Source organism: Ruegeria sp. BF12 (assembly GCF_056538705.1).
Genome location: NZ_JBQFTP010000003.1, coordinates 24231 through 41050, shown reverse-complemented (window position 1 = coordinate 41050; position 16820 = coordinate 24231). Strand labels below are relative to the sequence as shown.

Below are 16820 nucleotides of genomic sequence, written 5' to 3'. Positions count from 1 at the left end.
ACCCGGCCGGTGACGGATGAACAGTTGTGAACAAGGATATTCTCAATGAAGCGTTCCACTTTGAGTGTCGCCAGCTATATCCTCATCGGCTTTGCGCTTACGATAACTGCCTTTACGCTTGGTTTTTTCGCCTCACCCCAAGCGGTTAGAACTTCACCCACTGTCCACAACGTACTGTTGCTGGAAAAACTTGCGAACAGATGACAGCCTCTAAGGGTACTTTAAAGAAAACTCACGATGCCCCTTGACCTTCCCGTGACTGGAACCCCCATTTGAAGGGCAGAAGACACATTAGGGTGAGTCGAATGACTGGGCCGATCACAACTCAATTGAAAATTTCGGGCATGTCCTGTGCGTCCTGTGTGGGACGGGTGGAAACTGCGTTGCGCTCCGTTCCCGGAGTGGCCGATGCATCGGTCAATTTCGCGACGGAAACTGCGCAGGTTACGCATGCGGGGTCGGTTAACGCGCTGACCGACGCCCTGATCAACGCGGGGTATCCGGCAGCAAGCAAGCAGACGACCCTGAAAATCGGTGGGATGAACTGCGCTTCGTGTGTGGCGAAGATCGAAAAGGCGCTGACCGCGGACCCCGCTGTCATCGATGCCAAGGTCAACCTTGCCACCGAAAGCGCAGTTGTTACGTTTATCGACGGTGCGACGGATCCCCAGAAGCTGGCGGAATTGTCCAATCAGGCTGGATACCCGGCGCGTGTGGCAAGCGGCGTTGCCGAAGATCAAGCGGATCATGCCAAAACCGAAGAGGCGCATGCCCTGACACGCGCGACGATCTTTGCTGCAGTTCTTGCCCTGCCTGTATTCATTCTGGAAATGGGCGGGCACATGATCCCGGCCTTCCACCACTGGGTTCATGCCACGATCGGCACGCAAACCAGCTATCTGATCCAATTCGCGCTGACCTCGGTCATTCTGTTTGGCCCTGGGCGCGTGTTTTACCTCAAGGGCATTCCTTCTCTGTTGCGTGGTTCGCCGGACATGAACGCTCTGGTCGCGCTGGGGACCGGAGCGGCTTACTTATTTTCGCTGATCGCAACTTTTGCGCCGCAGGTCCTGCCGCAAGGAAGCGCCAATGTGTATTACGAGGCTGCATCGGTCATTGTCGTCCTCATCCTTTTGGGCCGCGTCATGGAGGCGCGCGCCAAAGGCCGGACCGGAGCCGCAATTCGCAAACTGGTCGGACTACAGCCGAAAACGGCGCGGGTCGAGCAGGACGGCACATTCATTGACCGCCCGATCGCCGACATTGTTGTGGGAGATGTTCTGCAAATCCGCCCGGGTGAGCGCGTTCCGGTAGATGCCGAGGTGCTGGATGGTACGTCTTATGTAGATGAAAGCATGATCACCGGGGAGCCTGTGCCGGTTGGCAAGTCGCCCTCGGATCAGGTTGTTGGCGGCACCGTGAACGGCACTGGCGCGTTGCGTGTCCGTGCGACACGCGTTGGGGCAGACACGGTTCTGGCCCAGGTCATTCATATGGTCGAACAGGCGCAAGGAGCAAAGCTGCCGATCCAGGGACTGGTCGACCGGATAACCGCAAAGTTCGTCCCAACTGTGATTTTCGTGGCCTTGCTGACTATCGCTATATGGCTGATCTTTGGCCCGGATCCGGCTTTGCCGCTGGCACTGGTCACCGGCGTCTCGGTCCTGATTATTGCCTGCCCCTGTGCCATGGGTTTGGCCACGCCGACTTCGATCATGGTGGGGACCGGCCGCGCAGCAGAGTTGGGAGTGCTGTTCCGCAAAGGCGATGCCTTGCAGCAATTGCAGCAGGCTCAGGTTGTTGCGCTGGACAAGACCGGAACGCTGACTCTGGGACGACCAGAATTGGAGCACGTGACTACGACAAACGGGTTTGACCACAACGATGTTCTACGTCTGGCTGCGGCGGTTGAGTCTCGCTCGGAGCATCCAATTGCCACGGCAATCACTCGCGCGGGGCCGACAGAGCTGCCAGAGTTATCGGATTTTGAATCCCTGACCGGATTGGGCGTTCGCGCCGTTGTCGAGGGACGCAAAGTCCTGATCGGGTCGCCCCGCTTGATGGAACAAAAAGGCGTCGACCTGACAGATCTGTCTGCCGATGCCGACCAACGCGCAGCCGAAGGCGCAACCCCATTGTTCGTCGCAATCGATGGACAAGCCGCAGCGATGCTAGCAGTCTCCGATCCGATCAAACCCGGCACGGAACAGGCGCTGGAACGCTTGCACGCAATGGGACTGGCGCTGGCAATGGTAACTGGTGACAATGCCCGCACGGCGCAGGCTCTGGCCGACAAGCTGGGCATCGACCATGTCACGGCAGAGGTGCTGCCGGATGGCAAGCTGGCTGCGATCAATGATTTGCGCGAACAGTTTGGTACGCTTGCCTTTGTCGGGGATGGCATAAACGACGCCCCGGCGTTGGCGGCAGCGGATGTCGGTATCGCAATCGGGACCGGAACCGACGTGGCAATTGAGACCGCTGATGTGGTGCTGATGTCCGGCGATTTGCGCGGTGTGGCCAATGCCGTCGAAATCAGCCGCAGGACCATGCGCAACATCAAGCAGAACCTCGGCTGGGCCTTTGGCTATAACATTCTGCTGATCCCTGTTGCCGCCGGTGTTCTCTACCCCTTCAGTGGACATCTTCTGTCCCCGGCCCTCGCCGCCGGTGCAATGGCCCTGTCCAGCGTCTTTGTCGTCTCGAACGCGCTGCGCCTGCGCCGCGTTCGGGCCACCTTGCCGGAGGGCACGGACGGCCACTCAACCCAAATGGTGACGTCATGAATATCGGAGATGTGGCAATTCAGACCGGCCTGCCGGCTAAGACGATCCGGTATTATGAAGATATCGGATTGGTCAAACCCCTGCGCGATGACAATGGGTACCGCAGGTTCCGCAGCCAGGATGTGCACAAGCTGAACTTTCTGGGTCGGGCACGCGCGCTGGGGTTTACCATCGAAGATTGCCGCACCCTGATGGCGCTTTACGAGGATGAAACCCGCGCCAGCGCCGATGTCAAAAAGGTGGCACGCGCGCATATGGCCCAAATCGAAGCCAAGATTGCCGATCTCAATGCGATGCGAGACACGCTTGGCCACCTTATTGACGCCTGTGCGGGAGATGACCGGCCCGATTGCCCGATCCTGCAGGATTTAGGCGGCAAGGCGTGACGCGGGGTTGCCCTTTGGGCGCAGCTTTGCTTTGTCTCTGCTAAACATTCCGGCCTGCTGAACCAGACGGGCGCCGGACAGCAGAGAGGATCACCAAATGGCAAATATTGCTTTCCTGGGCCTGGGCGTCATGGGCTATCCCATGGCTGGCCATCTAAAAGCCGCGGGTCACGACGTCACTGTCTACAACCGCACCGCGGCCAAGGCCGAAGCCTGGGTTGCCGAACACGGTGGCGCAATGGCGACCACGCCGCGCGAGGCTGCCAAGGGGGCAGAGTTCGTCATGGCATGTGTTGGGAATGACGACGACCTGCGCATGGTCTGCACCGGCGAAGATGGCGCTTTCCACGGCATGTCCGACGGCGCGATTTTTGTCGATCACACGACTGTTTCCGCCAAAGTGACCAGTGAGCTTTATGAGGCTGGCAAGGCTGCAGGTACCGCGTTTGTGGATGCACCGATTTCGGGTGGACAGGCAGGGGCAGAGAACGGCGTTTTGTCGATCATGTGCGGCGGAGATCAGGCGGCCTATGACGCAGCTGAACCGGTGATGCAGGTCTACTCAAAAATCTGCCGCCGTATCGGTGACAGCGGCGCCGGTCAGATGACCAAGATGTGCAACCAGATTGCTATTGCCGGTCTGGTTCAGGGCCTCAGTGAAGCGCTGCACTTTGCCGAGAAAGCGGGGCTGGACGGGCGTTCCGTCGTCGAAGTGATCAGTCAGGGCGCGGCAGGCAGCTGGCAGATGGCGAACCGGTACGAAACCATGCTGGACGACCATTTCGACCACGGGTTTGCGGTAGACTGGATGCGCAAGGATCTGGGCATCTGTCTGGATACGGCCAATGAAACCGGCGCCTCGCTTCCGGTCACTGCGCTGGTCGACCAGTTCTACAAGGACGTTCAGAAACTGGGCGGCGGGCGCTGGGATACATCTGCACTGTTCAAACGTCTTCGCGCACAGGACTAAGGTTCGCACACATGGCTGAATTGACGGATTTCTGGGCTCGTTCCCTGCGCACCCACTGGGGGCTTGAGGCCAAATTGACCCGGCTGGACGGCGAATATGACCTCAACTTTCTGGTCAAGGCCACCAATGGTCAGGACTATGTGCTCAAGGTGATGCGCGCAGGCTGCGAAGCCGAGTTCATCGACCTGCAGGTCAAGGCGCTGGAACACATCGCCGCCGAAGCACCCGGGCTGCCCTTTCCCGGTGTAATCGCGGATATCAGTGGCGCGCTTCTGCCCGAAATCGCGGATCAGGACGGCCAACTCCGGCTGGCTTGGCTGCTCGAATGCCTGCCGGGCCAATGCTATGCCAAGGCCGCGCCAAAATCCGAAGAACTAATCATGAAGCTGGGCCGCGTTCTGGGCGCAACCGACCGGGCATTGGAGCGGTTTGCCCACAATGGATTGCACCGCCCGGATTTCAAATGGGACCTCACGCAGGCGGACTGGATCGCGGACAAGCTGGACGCCATCGTCGATCCAGCGCGGCAGTCCCTGTTGACAGAGATCTGCACGGATTTCGATGCGATCTCGGACCGTCTGGCTGGCCTGCCAAAACAGGCAATCCACAATGACGCCAACGACTATAACATCCTGGTCGAGGGCGAGTTGGGGCAGCGCCAGACTGTCTCGGGTCTGATTGACTTGGGCGATATGTGCGCTGCTCCGCGCATCTGTGATCTGGCGATTGCCGCCGCATACATCGTTCTGGACCATCCAAAACCCGAACGCGCGCTGACGGCGCTGGTCCGCGGTTATCATGCCGCCAACCGGTTGCGTGCTGACGAGGTTGATCTGATCTGGCCGCTGCTGCGGATGCGTCTCGCGGTGTCCGTGGTGAACTCGACCCTGATGGCCGCCGAAAATCCGGATGATTCTTACGTGACAATCAGCCAGGCACCCGCATGGCGGTTCCTTGAGGGCGATGCGGTCAATGGCGGCCTGATGTCCGCTCGGTTGCGCGCGGCCTGCGGACTACCGGTGACGGACGGAGCGGAACGCATCCACGCCTATCTGTCCGAACATCGCGGTCAGTTCGCCGAGATGTTTGGTCAGGACCTGAGCGACGTTCCGATGGGATCACTGTCAGTCGAGAACTCGACCTGGCCTCAGAACCCGTTCCACATGCCGTTGGACGAAGCCGCGCGCGTCGGTGGGGAGTTTGGGGAAGGCTTCTGGCTGGGCTATTACAACGAACCCCGCCTGATCTATGCCGAGCCTGCGTTCCGCAAGGGGCCGTGGAAGGCCTCTGACCGGCGGACGGTGCATTTGGCTGTGGATGTATTCGCACCGGCGGGGAGCATCCTGCATGCACCAATGAGCGGCCGGGTCGAGGCGGTCGAAAACCGGGACGCGCATCTGGACTATGGCGGCGTGGTAATCCTGCACCACGAAACACCCGAAGGCGATCCGTTTTATACGCTGTACGGCCATCTGGACCCCGAAGTCTGCGACAGGCTTAAACCCGGCGATCCTGTAGCGCAGGGCGCAGCCTTCGCGCGGCTGGGGGATGCCACGCAAAACGGCGGCTGGGCCCCGCATGTGCACTTCCAACTGGCTCTGACAACTGACGGCATGCAGAACGACTGGCCCGGTGTCGGTGGCCCGGATGAGATGGAGTTGTGGCACGCCGTCTGCCCGAACCCTGCGGCCCTTCTGAACCTGCCGGACGACAAGGTGTTCTATCGCCCGACCGACAAGCAGGCGATCCTGCAAGGGCGGCACGACCATTTCGGCGGGAACCTGAGTCTGACTTATGACGACCCGGTCATGTTGGTCCGCGGCTGGAAACATCACCTGTTCGACGAATGGGGTCGCCCTTACCTGGACGCCTATAACAACGTCCCGCATGTAGGCCATGCGCATCCGCGCATACAAGCCGTGGCAGCGGATCAGTTGAAGCGGATGAACTCGAACACCCGCTACCTTCATCCGGCGCAAACAGCGTTTGCCGACAAGATCCTGTCCAAGCTGCCCGATCGTTTCGAGGTCTGCTTCTTTGTAAACTCGGGCACCGAGGCAAACGAACTGGCGCTGCGGCTGGCCCGGGCTCATACCGGAGCCAAGGGCATTGTGACGCCGGATCATGGCTATCACGGAAATACGAACGCAGCCGTGGCGATCTCGGCTTACAAGTTCAACAAGCCGGGCGGGATCGGTCAGGCCGATTGGGTTGAACTGGTTGAAGTCGCCGACGACTATCGCGGTTCGTTCCAGCGCGACGATCCTGATCGGGCGCAGAAGTTCGCCGATCTGGTTGATCCGGCTATTGCCGCGCTACAGGACAAGGGCCAAGGGCTGGCCGGGTTCATTGCCGAAACCTTCCCATCCGTGGGCGGCCAGATCATTCCGCCCAAAGGATATCTGCCTGCCGTCTATGAGAAAATCCGCGCCGCAGGCGGTGTTTGCATTGCGGATGAAGTGCAGACCGGCCTCGGTCGCCTAGGTGATTACTATTTCGGCTTTGAGCATCAGGGCGCGCTGCCGGATATCGTGGTCATGGGCAAGCCAATCGGCAACGGCCATCCGCTGGGCGTGCTGGTCACAACCAAAGCCATCGCGGAGAGCTTCAACAACGGGATCGAGTTCTTCTCGACCTTCGGCGGCTCGACCCTGTCCTGTCGGATCGGCAAAGAGGTCCTGGACATCGTCGATGATGAGGGTTTGCAGGACAATGCCCGCATCATGGGTGCGCGGTTGATGGATGGGTTGCGTCAGATCGAAGCCGACTTTGCATGCGTCGGAGACGTGCGCGGCATGGGCCTTTTCCTGGGCGTGGAACTGATCAACCCGGATGAGTCCGAGGGCACCGAGATCTGCAAATACGTCAAGAACCGGATGCGGGACCACCGCATATTGATCGGCAGTGAAGGTCCAAAGGACAACATCCTGAAAATTCGCCCGCCTTTGACTATCGAAGCCGAAGATGTCGACATGATCCTATGGGCCCTGCGGGATGTGCTTTCCGAGGTCGGCGACTTTACCCCTGCCCCGATTTGCGATCACGATCATCACCACGCAGGCTGCGGGTGCTGCTGAAATGACAAAACCCCGGTTCGAAGGAACCGGGGTTTTGAAGCCTGCTGGCTGCCTAGTGCAGCACGGCAGAGGGGGATTGATGCCCGGTCGTTGGCAAAGGCACCGAAGCGGTCATGCGGCGCAACACCATGCCAAGCTCTTCTGACAACGACGCCAGAGCGGGGGCGTAATCAGGCCGCACGATCAGCGATGCCATCATCATGGCGTCTTCGCGCGCGCCTTCTGAGGCTGCAGCGATCATTTGCGCAAAGCAATTCTCATCCGCGCCAAGGCAGGAACAGCCCAGTCCGTGCCGGATCAAAGGGCGGCGGCCATGATTGGCGCAAAGCCCGCACAGACGATCCAGCGTCAGCATCGCTGCACATCCCTGCTCTAGGCCCAACGCGATTTCAAAGTCGCTGGCCGCGTCCGACCGGGCCTGAGTGCTTTCGTTCCACAAACGCAGGTACATCACAGCGCCGGCTTCGATCGGGCTGAGGTCGGACAATCGCCCGACAGTCGCCCCGCCGCGTGAGGGTCGCGTGCTCATTTCGTCAGGATGAGCTTACCTGCGCGCGTGATACGCAGGGTGTAGAGTTGGTCGCCCAATTCGATATGAGCCAGGTTGCCGCCTTTGGTCAGGTCTTCAGCCTTGTGGGACGGTAGCATGGACACCGCGTAGGATTGGCTGGGATTCGGGTTCTGCACGTTCATCAGGACAACTCCAGTGGGTTCTCGGGCGAAAGGCCTTAATCTGCTTGCGTTTTCGACGATCTGGCTAGCCCGAATTGGGTTGGCTGAGGGGGTCTTGGCGTTAATCTGATTAAATTACTCAGGTATGTCAAGCCCTCTTCCTGCAACACCCCCGAACCGCGTGATTGCGCCGGGAAATCAAGCGCGTTAGGTCTGGCTCATGATCACCTACCTACGAGGAACGCAATGACGGCAACCATCATGTTCGATCTGGACGGAACCCTTGTAGACAGCCTTCCGGATATCGCTGCAGCCGCGAACAGGACACTGCTGGATATCGGCATCGCCCCCTTGCCGGAAAGCACGATCAAACAGTTTGTCGGCAATGGCCTACCAAAGCTTGTCGAACGCGTGATCCGTCATCATGACCTGCCGATTGAGCGCCACGGGGAACTGACCAAGCTGACCCTGGCCCATTACTCAGCCGCGTCCAGCGACAAAACGATTCCCTACCCCGGCGTTCCGCAGGCGCTGACTCAGCTGCGCGAAATGGGCTGCGTTCTTGGCATTTGCACAAACAAACCCGAGGCCCCGGCACGGCACGTTTTGGAGGCGCTGGACCTGTCGCACTACTTCGATGCGGTGATTGGCGGTGATACGCTGGCCAAACGCAAGCCCGACCCGGCGCATCTGGAGGCCAGTTTCCAAGCGGTCACGCCTTCCGGACCACGCCTGTTTGTTGGAGACAGCGAAGTGGATGCCGAAACAGCACAGCGAGCAAATGTTCCTTTCCTGCTGTTTTCCGAGGGCTATCGAAAAACACCGATCAAAGAAATTCCGCGCATGTTCACCTATTATGACACGCGAAATCTGCCTGCACTTGTCATCCAGGCCGTGCAGAGATTGGTATCGGAACCCTGAGGGCCTTCGGGACGATCAAACTGTTAAGAGGGGGCCGGTTATTGAGGGGCCGGCCGAGGGGGTAAGTAGCCAGCCCCTCATCGGGGAAAAGTGGTATTGTCCGCGGTAATTCCTTGGATGATTCAAAGTTAACGAACCGCCTCGATTTTAGGAATTGGGGGTTTCCCGTAGACCTAGCGAACCAATTGAAATTGGGTTCATTTTTTTTACTTTTTTTGAAATTTCAGCGGAAAATCTGCCAACCGGCTCGGATAGCCGAGGAACTTCGGGAGCCTACAGATGAAAAAACGGGGTGGAAAATCCACCCCGCATATCTGCATTCCAGAACTGCGCCTTCGATCGACCTCCCGATCGGGTATCAGATCGCCAGATACTCTTCGCGCAGCTGCGCGTTATCCAGCACTTCGCTGGCCGAGCCGTCGAATACGATACTCCCGGTATCAAGGATGATCGCGCGATCGGCCAGTTCAAGCGCGCGAACGGCGTTCTGCTCGACGATAATGGTTGTCATGCCCTGCTGCTTGACGTGAATCAGCGTCTTTTCGATCTCGTCCACAATCACCGGCGCCAAGCCCTCATAAGGTTCATCCAGCAACAGCACCTTGATATCCCGCGCCAGCGCACGGGCAATCGACAGCATCTGCTGTTCGCCGCCTGAAAGCGTCACGCCCTCCTGCTTGCGGCGTTCGCCCAGTCTTGGGAACAACTCATATATCCGCTCAAGCGACCAGCCGACCGGCGGCGCTATCTGAGCGAGCTGCAGGTTTTCCTCGACGGTCAGACCGGGAATGATCCGCCGGTCCTCGGGCACCAGCCCCAACCCTGCGGCAGCGGCCTCATAGCTCGTCATTTTGTGCAGCGGCTGGTGATCCAACCAAATCTCGCCATGGCGCACCTCGGGCTCCGCGACGCGGGCAATGGACCGCAGAGTCGATGTTTTGCCCGCCCCGTTGCGGCCTAGCAGGGCAAGAATTTCGCCTTCGTGCACGTTAAAGCTGACGCCCTGCACGATGTAGCTTTCGCCGTAGTAGGAATGCATATCCCACACTGACAGAAACGCGGGCGCGGTGCTGGCCATGTTGGCGTTTTTTGAAAAGTCAGGTTTCTCGTTCATAGCTTTTCCTTACGCAGCCTCGCCCAGATAGGCCTCACGGACCTTGGGGTTTCCACGGATGTTTTCCGGAGTGTCTTCGACCAGCGGCGTCCCCTGCGCCAGAACGGTGATCCGCTCGGCCAGGCTGAACACCACATGCATGTCGTGCTCGATGATGGCGATGGTGATGTCACGCTCTTCCTTGATCTGTTTCAACAGATCAATCGTGTTGTTTGTATCGGCTCGCGCCATCCCGGCGGTGGGTTCGTCCAGCAGCAACAGACGCGGATTCTGGCTAAGGCACATTCCGATCTCTAACCGCCGCTTGTCACCACGCGACAGCGAGGCGGACTGCATCTCGCGCTTGTCAGCCATGTTCATCTCTTCCAGCATCGCCTCGGCCTGTTCGACCACGGCCTTTTCGTTGGCAATGGTCTCATAGGCGTGCATCCGAAACGCACCGTCCCGCATCGCGAAGATGGGAATCAACATGTTCTCCATCACCGTCAGTTCGCCAAAAATCTCGGGCGTCTGGAACACGCGGCTGATGCCCATCTGGTTGATCTGATACGGCTCAAGCCCCAAAACCGAGTTATTGTCGAACAACACCGACCCGGTATCTGGCATAAGTTTGCCCACCAGACAGTTCAGCAGGGTCGACTTTCCTGCCCCGTTTGGCCCGATGATCGCGTGAACCGAGTTTTCCTCGACGCTCAGGTTCACATCGGTCAGAGCCTTGAGGCCCCCGAAGCGTTTGCTGACGTCTTTGACTCTCAGAATTGCCATGGTCGTGCCCCTTACTCCGCCGGTTCTGTTTTGCCCGACGGTGCGTCGTCGGTGCCTGTTTTTTTGCGTTTGAACCAGTTCAGCAACCGCTGACCGCCTTCGACAAGGCCACCCGGCAGATAGATGACGACCAGCATGAACAGGATGCCCAGCGTCAGGTGCCAACCTTTGCCGATGAAGGGGTGGATCAGGAACACGACCGCGTCCTCCAACCCGTCGGGCAGGAATGCAAACCAGCTATGCAGAACGTTGTCGTTGATTTTCGAGAAGATGTTCTCAAAATATTTGATGAAACCGGCACCCAGAACCGGACCGATCAATGTGCCGGTGCCGCCCAGGATGGTCATCAGAACAACTTCACCCGAAGCCGTCCATTGCATCCGTTCGGCCCCCGCCAGCGGGTCCATTGCCGCCATCAGACCTCCAGCCAGACCTGCGTACATGCCTGAGATCACGAAGGCCGCCAGTGTGTACGGCTTGGAGTTCAGGCCGGTATAGTTCATCCGCTGCTGGTTCGACTTCACTGCCCGCAGCATCATGCCAAAGGGCGAGCGGAAGATGCGAATGGCGAGGTAGAACACCGCCATCATGATCACCGCACACAAGTAGTAGCCTGCGTTAAAGTCAAAACTCCACGCGCCGACATCCATCGTGTAAGTCGCGCGCATGGGCAATCCAAACAGGTGCGGCAGGTCTGGCGAGTTCGCACCCTGCAGAATTTGCGGATCGTCGGCATAGACCTGCAGGCCGGTTTCGCCATTGGTCAGGTTGAACTTGGGGTTCGACAGCACCGAATAGGCCAGTGCAAAGCTCATCTGCGCGAAGGCCAGAGTCAGGATCGAGAAATAGATTCCCGAACGCCGCAGGCTGATGAACCCGATCAACAGTGAGAACAGGCCCGCCACCACAACGCTGAGCGCGATTGCGGGGATGACGTTGTAGCTGAGCAGCTTGAACATCCACACCGCGGAATAGGAACCTACACCCAGAAAGGCCGCGTGGCCAAAGGACAGGTATCCGGTCAAACCGAACAGTATGTTAAACCCGATGGCAAAGATGCCAAAAATCACAAAGCGTTGCATCAGATCCGGATAACCCGCGTTGAACTGCGCCATGGCGCTGCCCTCGGGGAATGGATTCAGGATGAAGGGGGCCAGCAAAGTCAGAAGCGCGACGATGATCAGCAGGCTGGTGTCTTTTTTGTTCAGTCCCAACATTGATTATTCCTCCATCACGCCTTTGCGTCCCATCAATCCGCGCGGACGCGTCAGCAGCACGATGATGGCGACTAGGTAGATGATGATCTGGTTGATGCCCGGGATCGTTGTCGTAGCCCAGGTCGTCGAGGCAAAGCTTTCGAGAATGCCTAGTAGGAAGCCGGCCAGCACAGCTCCGGGCAAAGAGCCCATACCGCCGACAACAACCACAACGAAGCTGAGGACCAGAAAGTCCATCCCCATGTGATAGTTGGGCGGATTGAGCGGCCCGTACATCACTCCGGCAAGTCCGGCGACTGCGGCTGCAATGCCGAACATGATTGTAAAGCGGCGGTCAATATTGATGCCCAGCAGACCGACGGTTTCCCTATCCGCCATTCCGGCACGCACGACCATGCCGAATGTGGTGAATTGCAGGAATGAAAACACCGCTCCGATGATCGCCACAGCAAAGCCGAAGTAAACCAGTCGCCAGATCGGATAGATGATTGCGTTGGGATCAAAGCCGATCATCGTGCCCAGATCGACAGATCCGCTCAGCGCGTCCGGTGGCGGCGTCTGGATCGGGTTTGCACCGAAGAAGTACTTGACCACTTCCTGCAATACGATGGCCAGACCAAACGTCACGAGGATCTGATCCGCGTGGGGACGCTTGTAGAAATGCTTGATCAGCCCGCGCTCCATCACATAGCCGACCAACAGCATGATCGGGATCGCGAAGAGGATGGCCAGTGGTACCGACCAGTCGATGATGGTTGCGCCGACCTCGGGGCCGAACCAGGCCTCGACATAAGGGGTTTCGACTTTCAGCGGGTTGCCCAGAAAGTCCTTTTGGGTTTCATCCAGAGTTTCGAAACTCAGGTTCAGCAGCTTTTGCAAAGTAACGGCGCAGAACGCACCGATCATGAACAATGCCCCGTGGGCAAAGTTCACGACGCCGAGCGTCCCGAAGATCAGCGTCAGGCCCAGTGCGATCAGCGCATAGGCCGAGCCCTTGTCCAGACCGTTGAGAATTTGCAGTAGGATGGCGTCCATTAGCCCCACCTCAGGGTTGGTCAGCGTGAATTGTGTGGATATGACCGGGACCGAGACCCCGGCCACAGGGTGTCTGGCCGCCGAGACCGGCGGTCAGACGTCAACCAATGGGCTTACGCACCCGGATTGCACTTGCCCAATTCGCCACCGGCGAACATAGGGTGCTCGGGATCGTACTCGACCTGAGCACGCGGCGTGATCTCGACGATTTCAAGCGTGTCATACTCGTTGGTCGGGTTCTCGTTGCCCCTCACAACCAGCACGTCTTTGAAGCACTGGTGGTCCGCGCCGCGATACCAGGTCGGACCGTTGCCCAGCCCGTCGAACTCGAAATCTTCCAGAGCTTCGACAACACCGCATGGGTTGAAGGTACCCGCACGCTCAACGGCGTCAGCATAGAGCAGTGTCTGCGCATAGCAGGTCTGGGCCGAGTTTGACGGCGGTTTGCCGTACTTCTCACCAAAGGATTTCACGAAGGCCTTGGTACCCTCATCCTGCAGTTGCCAGTTCCAGTTCATCGAACCCAGCACGCCCTTGATGTTCTCGCCGGCACCTGCAGCCATCAGTTCGGAATACAGCGGCACGACGATCTTGAAGTCCTTGCCGTTGGCAACCTTGTCGAGCAGCCCGAACTGGATCGCGTTGGTCAGCGAGTTCACCATGTTGCCGCCATAGTGGTTCAGAACCAGAACGTCCGCGCCCGAGTTCAGAACCGGCGCGATGTAAGACGAGAAGTCCGTTGACGCGAGCGGTGTCTTGACCGTGTTGACCGTTTCCCATCCCAAGGCTTCGGTCGAAGCGACGATCGACTCTTCCTGAGTCCAGCCCCAGTTATAGTCGGCGGTCAGGTGATAGGCGCGGCGCTCGTTGCCCATCTCAGCTGCCAGCACCGGCGCCAGCGCGGCACCCGACATGTAAGCGTTGAAGAAATGGCGGAACCCATTGGCCTTCTTGTCCTTGCCCGTGGTGTCGTTGGCGTGGGTCAGACCGGCCATGAAAATCACACCCGCCTCCTGACACAGGCCCTGAACCGCGACGGCCACGCCCGAGGACGAACCACCGTTGATCATGATCGCGCCGTCTTTCTCGATCATCGACTTGGCCGATGCGCGCGCCGCGTCAGATTTGGTCTGAGTGTCGCCGGTAACAAACTCGACCTTCTTGCCGAGGATACCGTTGCCCTGAAGCGCTTTGGACGAGAACGTGTTCAGGCAACCACCGTCGCCTTCGCCATTCAGATGCTCGACGGCCAGCTGTTGCGCCAGAAGCTCGTCATTCCCTTCTTCGGCATACGGTCCGGTCTGCGGGACGTTGAAGCCCAATACAACCGAGGACCCGGTGGGTTCATTGGTGAACGCGGCGGCCGACGAAGCCGTAAAGATCGTTGGCAGGGCCAGACCCGTGCCCGCGACGGCACCAGACTTCAACACGCCGCGGCGTGTGACAGATTTATTAGTCATTAATTCCTCCCATTTCCCAATTCTCGTCCATTGGCTCCTCTTCCGCTGGACGAAAAAAACGCAGTTCTGCGCATCTTGAGTATGGAGGGGGTTCTGAAAAATTCTCAATAACCTGTTAAAAATGAAAGAATGTTGTGTAAACAAATGAACAAATATTCAAGTTTTTTGTAAATTTCTGGCTTGCCGCTCTCAAAATATGATTGCCGGCAAATGGTTAACCGTGAATTTCGCCCGACGTCAATTTGGGCAAAAACTGGAGCGGCACCGTATGCACGGACACCTAGTCAAAAGCCGCCCCTCCGTAAAGCGTCAATGCGATACTTCCTGTTTGCCTGTTTGAACCAGCTCACTAGTCAAATGGCACCGCAGCCCAGCGCGTCCCGCGAACAAGCGAACACAACGATCATCTGATTTGCGCACCCTTCGCGCGCCCGCAGCATCAAAACACGATCCGCGTTCGCAGGCCGACTAAAGTGACGCTGGATTGCATCGGGTTCAACAATGGGTTCTCAATGAACTGCACAGACGGCGTGATCTGAAGGCCCGGTGAAATCGAGAACCGATAGAAGGCTTCCAAAGTGAACTGATCACCGTTGATGCCACGCGCTTCGGACCAGTTCAGACCCAATCCGGCAAGGTCCGTGTTACGCCCATAATAGCCGATACCGGCCGAGACGGACCGGTCGTAAAGCGCAGCTGTTCCCTTCGCGGCTCCGGCTCGAAAGAACGGCATCCATGTGTTGTTCACAAACCAGGCGGCGGAAAAGGCCGCTCCGTAGTCCTCGGCGCGGCTGCCATCATCGGCCGCATCTGCGTGCCAGAGAGTAAGGTGAACGTTGTCAAAATAGATGCGGTCAAAGCTGGATGTGTACCCAAGCTCCAACGATTTGAACAGATTGCCATCGCTGAACACGTCAAAATTCGGGTCCGCTGGGTCCGCGTTTGCATCGGCCAAGCTGGCCACAGCATACAAGTTGCTGCTTAGCTTAAGCCCTCCGGCAATCCCTAGTCCCGGGTTTGGCGCATTGATCGTCGGGTTAGTATTGAAAGAAAGGTTCTGGAAGCCGCTATACGGGCTGACCAGACCATACACATCGACGAAATCGGTGACGTCGATCTGGCCAATTTGCAAAGTCCACGCGCCATCATCTGCCCTTTGCGTCCAGAACAGGTTGGTCAGCAGCAAGCCGCTGTCGTTGAAAGCCGTTCCCGTGATGGACAGCGCACCGCTATCGAGACCAAGGAATTGAGGGGCGACATCCGTATAGCTGTGACGATGCTCAACTTTGAAAGTCAGAGAGCCGCGTTCAGTCGCCTGCCAGTTGCCATAGAAACGGGCGATCCCACTGGCAGCTTCGCCGGGTCCCAGATCGGCATTTGTGGATTGGCCAAGTGCCAGATAATCGAAATTGAACCGAAACCCGTCTTCGGCCAATCGGTCCTTCCAGGCAAACCATCGGGGGGCGATGTTGCGCGGGAAGTCCGAGCGGTACTGCGGGTCGGTCAGGCCATCTCCGGGTTCGAGTTCAGCCTGAACAGATGAAGGCCCGGACAGGCCTTGCGCCGACGCAATGTCTGCACAGGCCAGCACAAGAACAGCAATCAGTAGACGTATCATTCTGACGCCTTGGCTCCACCCGTCTTGCGGTGGCCCGCGGCACGAATGCGGTCAGCCACGCTCTGCGTCCATTCCAACCGGTCTTCCCGAGTTTCCAATGTCTCGACACTGTCGGTGTCCAGCGTGAATGTTGCGCGCATGGGCATCAGGCCATCAACGACCATCATTCTTTGATCCGACGGATCAATGGTCAGTTTCCCGGTCAGGCGCACGGGCTCGTGGAAATAGCTGGGCACCCAGTCACCATTCAGCCGCACCCGGATCATCTGATTTGGCGGGGGCGGAGGCAGGTGGCTGCACATCCCCCTTTCCGGCACCAGATAAGCGACAGGACGACCATCCGCATCTGCCGGAGCCGGGATAGCAAAACCGGCCAACGTCACTGTCTGACCGTCGAACTGCGGATTGCCGGCTGTGCCAGCTTTCTTCCGTCGTTCGGTCACAACTTGCCGCTGGTCAAGCAGCCAGTCGATATCGATACCGCCTGCGGCCAGGGCGTCTTCAGTCTCGGTCAGAAGTTCCTGCCATTTCTGACGTTCTTCAGCGTTGCCGCCGTCCTGTTGCAACCTTCCACGCAATCGCACGACAAAAAGCACATCATCAAACTGTTCGGGGCTAAGATCGCGATAGGGATCTTCAAAAATCTGAACAGAAGGGTCCGGCAGATCGGACCAGTCAACAGCCATGCCGGGGGCCGCATCCACAGAAGACCCGGCCAAAGCCAGCGCAATAACAGCGACAATCCCGTACATGGTTCTCATCCGCGCCCTCCGTCGCATTGCCCGATGCGGTATAGCCA

Annotated in this window: 14 protein-coding genes; 5 read left to right on the top strand and 9 right to left on the bottom strand. The window is 58.4% G+C overall.

Translation table 11 applies throughout. The annotated features are described in order from the left end of the window. The first annotated feature begins 305 nt into the window (after positions 1-305). The 4 genes from ACR0J0_RS05825 to ACR0J0_RS05810 all read left to right on the top strand — a co-directional run bounded on the left by ACR0J0_RS05825 (position 306) and on the right by ACR0J0_RS05810 (position 7219). Complete coding sequence (locus ACR0J0_RS05825) at positions 306-2786, top strand: heavy metal translocating P-type ATPase (RefSeq protein WP_480662001.1); 2481 nt, start codon at positions 306-308, stop codon at positions 2784-2786. Beyond that, positions 2783-3172, top strand: a complete 390-nt coding sequence (gene cueR, locus ACR0J0_RS05820) for a Cu(I)-responsive transcriptional regulator (RefSeq protein ID WP_480661999.1) — start codon at positions 2783-2785, stop codon at positions 3170-3172. The genes ACR0J0_RS05825 and cueR overlap by 4 nt, the downstream gene beginning before the upstream one ends. Before the next feature lie 97 nt (positions 3173-3269). Continuing rightward, entirely contained in the window at positions 3270-4142 is an 873-nt protein-coding gene (locus ACR0J0_RS05815) for an NAD(P)-dependent oxidoreductase (RefSeq protein WP_480661997.1), read from the top strand. Positions 4143-4153: 11 nt separating this feature from the next. Further along, positions 4154-7219: an aminotransferase class III-fold pyridoxal phosphate-dependent enzyme gene (locus ACR0J0_RS05810; protein WP_480661995.1), complete on the top strand. Its 3066-nt coding sequence runs from the start codon at positions 4154-4156 to the stop codon at positions 7217-7219. Positions 7220-7271: 52 nt separating this feature from the next. Here the strand turns inward: ACR0J0_RS05810 and ACR0J0_RS05805 are convergent, their stop codons facing one another. Beyond that, positions 7272-7748, bottom strand: coding sequence for a hypothetical protein (locus tag ACR0J0_RS05805; protein WP_480661993.1), 477 nt, complete (start codon positions 7746-7748; stop codon positions 7272-7274). After that, the gene (gene hemP, locus ACR0J0_RS05800; RefSeq protein ID WP_239342994.1) at positions 7745-7912 is read right to left on the bottom strand and encodes a hemin uptake protein HemP; all 168 of its coding nucleotides are present in this window, start codon (positions 7910-7912) and stop codon (positions 7745-7747) included. The genes ACR0J0_RS05805 and hemP overlap by 4 nt, the downstream gene beginning before the upstream one ends. A 225-nt stretch (positions 7913-8137) precedes the next feature. Between hemP and gph the strand changes: the two genes are divergently transcribed. Further along, positions 8138-8812, top strand: a complete 675-nt coding sequence (gene gph, locus ACR0J0_RS05795) for a phosphoglycolate phosphatase (RefSeq protein WP_480661990.1) — start codon at positions 8138-8140, stop codon at positions 8810-8812. Positions 8813-9170: 358 nt separating this feature from the next. Here gph and ACR0J0_RS05790 read toward each other — a convergent pair whose 3' ends face one another. The 7 genes from ACR0J0_RS05790 to ACR0J0_RS05760 form a co-directional block, all read right to left on the bottom strand. Then, positions 9171-9926: an ABC transporter ATP-binding protein gene (locus tag ACR0J0_RS05790; protein ID WP_480661989.1), complete on the bottom strand. Its 756-nt coding sequence runs from the start codon at positions 9924-9926 to the stop codon at positions 9171-9173. Between the two features lie 9 nt (positions 9927-9935). Beyond that, a complete protein-coding gene (locus tag ACR0J0_RS05785) occupies positions 9936-10691 on the bottom strand; it encodes an ABC transporter ATP-binding protein (RefSeq protein WP_480661987.1) in 756 nt (251 codons plus the stop codon). An 11-nt stretch (positions 10692-10702) separates the two neighbouring features. Continuing rightward, positions 10703-11908 (bottom strand): branched-chain amino acid ABC transporter permease, encoded by a 1206-nt coding sequence (locus ACR0J0_RS05780; protein ID WP_480661985.1) that lies wholly within the window; start codon positions 11906-11908, stop codon positions 10703-10705. 3 nt (positions 11909-11911) lie between these two features. Further along, a complete protein-coding gene (locus ACR0J0_RS05775) occupies positions 11912-12943 on the bottom strand; it encodes a branched-chain amino acid ABC transporter permease (protein WP_480661983.1) in 1032 nt (343 codons plus the stop codon). A gap of 113 nt (positions 12944-13056) precedes the next feature. Beyond that, positions 13057-14403: a substrate-binding protein gene (locus ACR0J0_RS05770; RefSeq protein WP_239343006.1), complete on the bottom strand. Its 1347-nt coding sequence runs from the start codon at positions 14401-14403 to the stop codon at positions 13057-13059. 439 nt (positions 14404-14842) lie between these two features. Further along, positions 14843-16021, bottom strand: coding sequence for a carbohydrate porin (locus ACR0J0_RS05765; RefSeq protein WP_480661981.1), 1179 nt, complete (start codon positions 16019-16021; stop codon positions 14843-14845). Continuing rightward, on the bottom strand, positions 16018-16782 hold the full coding sequence (locus ACR0J0_RS05760) for a DUF3299 domain-containing protein (RefSeq protein WP_480661979.1): 765 nt from the start codon (positions 16780-16782) through the stop codon (positions 16018-16020). The genes ACR0J0_RS05765 and ACR0J0_RS05760 overlap by 4 nt, the downstream gene beginning before the upstream one ends. Positions 16783-16820: the final 38 nt, after the last annotated feature.

Bases quoted from the DNA above. Each gene is read 5' to 3' on its own strand.
- ACR0J0_RS05825 (WP_480662001.1), top strand. From the start codon at position 306: ATGACTGGGCCGATCACAACTCAATTGAAAATTTCGGGCATGTCCTGT.
- cueR (WP_480661999.1), top strand. From the start codon at position 2,783: ATGAATATCGGAGATGTGGCAATTCAGACCGGCCTGCCGGCTAAGACG.
- ACR0J0_RS05815 (WP_480661997.1), top strand. From the start codon at position 3,270: ATGGCAAATATTGCTTTCCTGGGCCTGGGCGTCATGGGCTATCCCATG.
- ACR0J0_RS05810 (WP_480661995.1), top strand. From the start codon at position 4,154: ATGGCTGAATTGACGGATTTCTGGGCTCGTTCCCTGCGCACCCACTGG.
- ACR0J0_RS05805 (WP_480661993.1), bottom strand. From the start codon at position 7,748: ATGAGCACGCGACCCTCACGCGGCGGGGCGACTGTCGGGCGATTGTCC.
- hemP (WP_239342994.1), bottom strand. From the start codon at position 7,912: ATGAACGTGCAGAACCCGAATCCCAGCCAATCCTACGCGGTGTCCATG.
- gph (WP_480661990.1), top strand. From the start codon at position 8,138: ATGACGGCAACCATCATGTTCGATCTGGACGGAACCCTTGTAGACAGC.
- ACR0J0_RS05790 (WP_480661989.1), bottom strand. From the start codon at position 9,926: ATGAACGAGAAACCTGACTTTTCAAAAAACGCCAACATGGCCAGCACC.
- ACR0J0_RS05785 (WP_480661987.1), bottom strand. From the start codon at position 10,691: ATGGCAATTCTGAGAGTCAAAGACGTCAGCAAACGCTTCGGGGGCCTC.
- ACR0J0_RS05780 (WP_480661985.1), bottom strand. From the start codon at position 11,908: ATGTTGGGACTGAACAAAAAAGACACCAGCCTGCTGATCATCGTCGCG.
- ACR0J0_RS05775 (WP_480661983.1), bottom strand. From the start codon at position 12,943: ATGGACGCCATCCTACTGCAAATTCTCAACGGTCTGGACAAGGGCTCG.
- ACR0J0_RS05770 (WP_239343006.1), bottom strand. From the start codon at position 14,403: ATGACTAATAAATCTGTCACACGCCGCGGCGTGTTGAAGTCTGGTGCC.
- ACR0J0_RS05765 (WP_480661981.1), bottom strand. From the start codon at position 16,021: ATGATACGTCTACTGATTGCTGTTCTTGTGCTGGCCTGTGCAGACATT.
- ACR0J0_RS05760 (WP_480661979.1), bottom strand. From the start codon at position 16,782: ATGAGAACCATGTACGGGATTGTCGCTGTTATTGCGCTGGCTTTGGCC.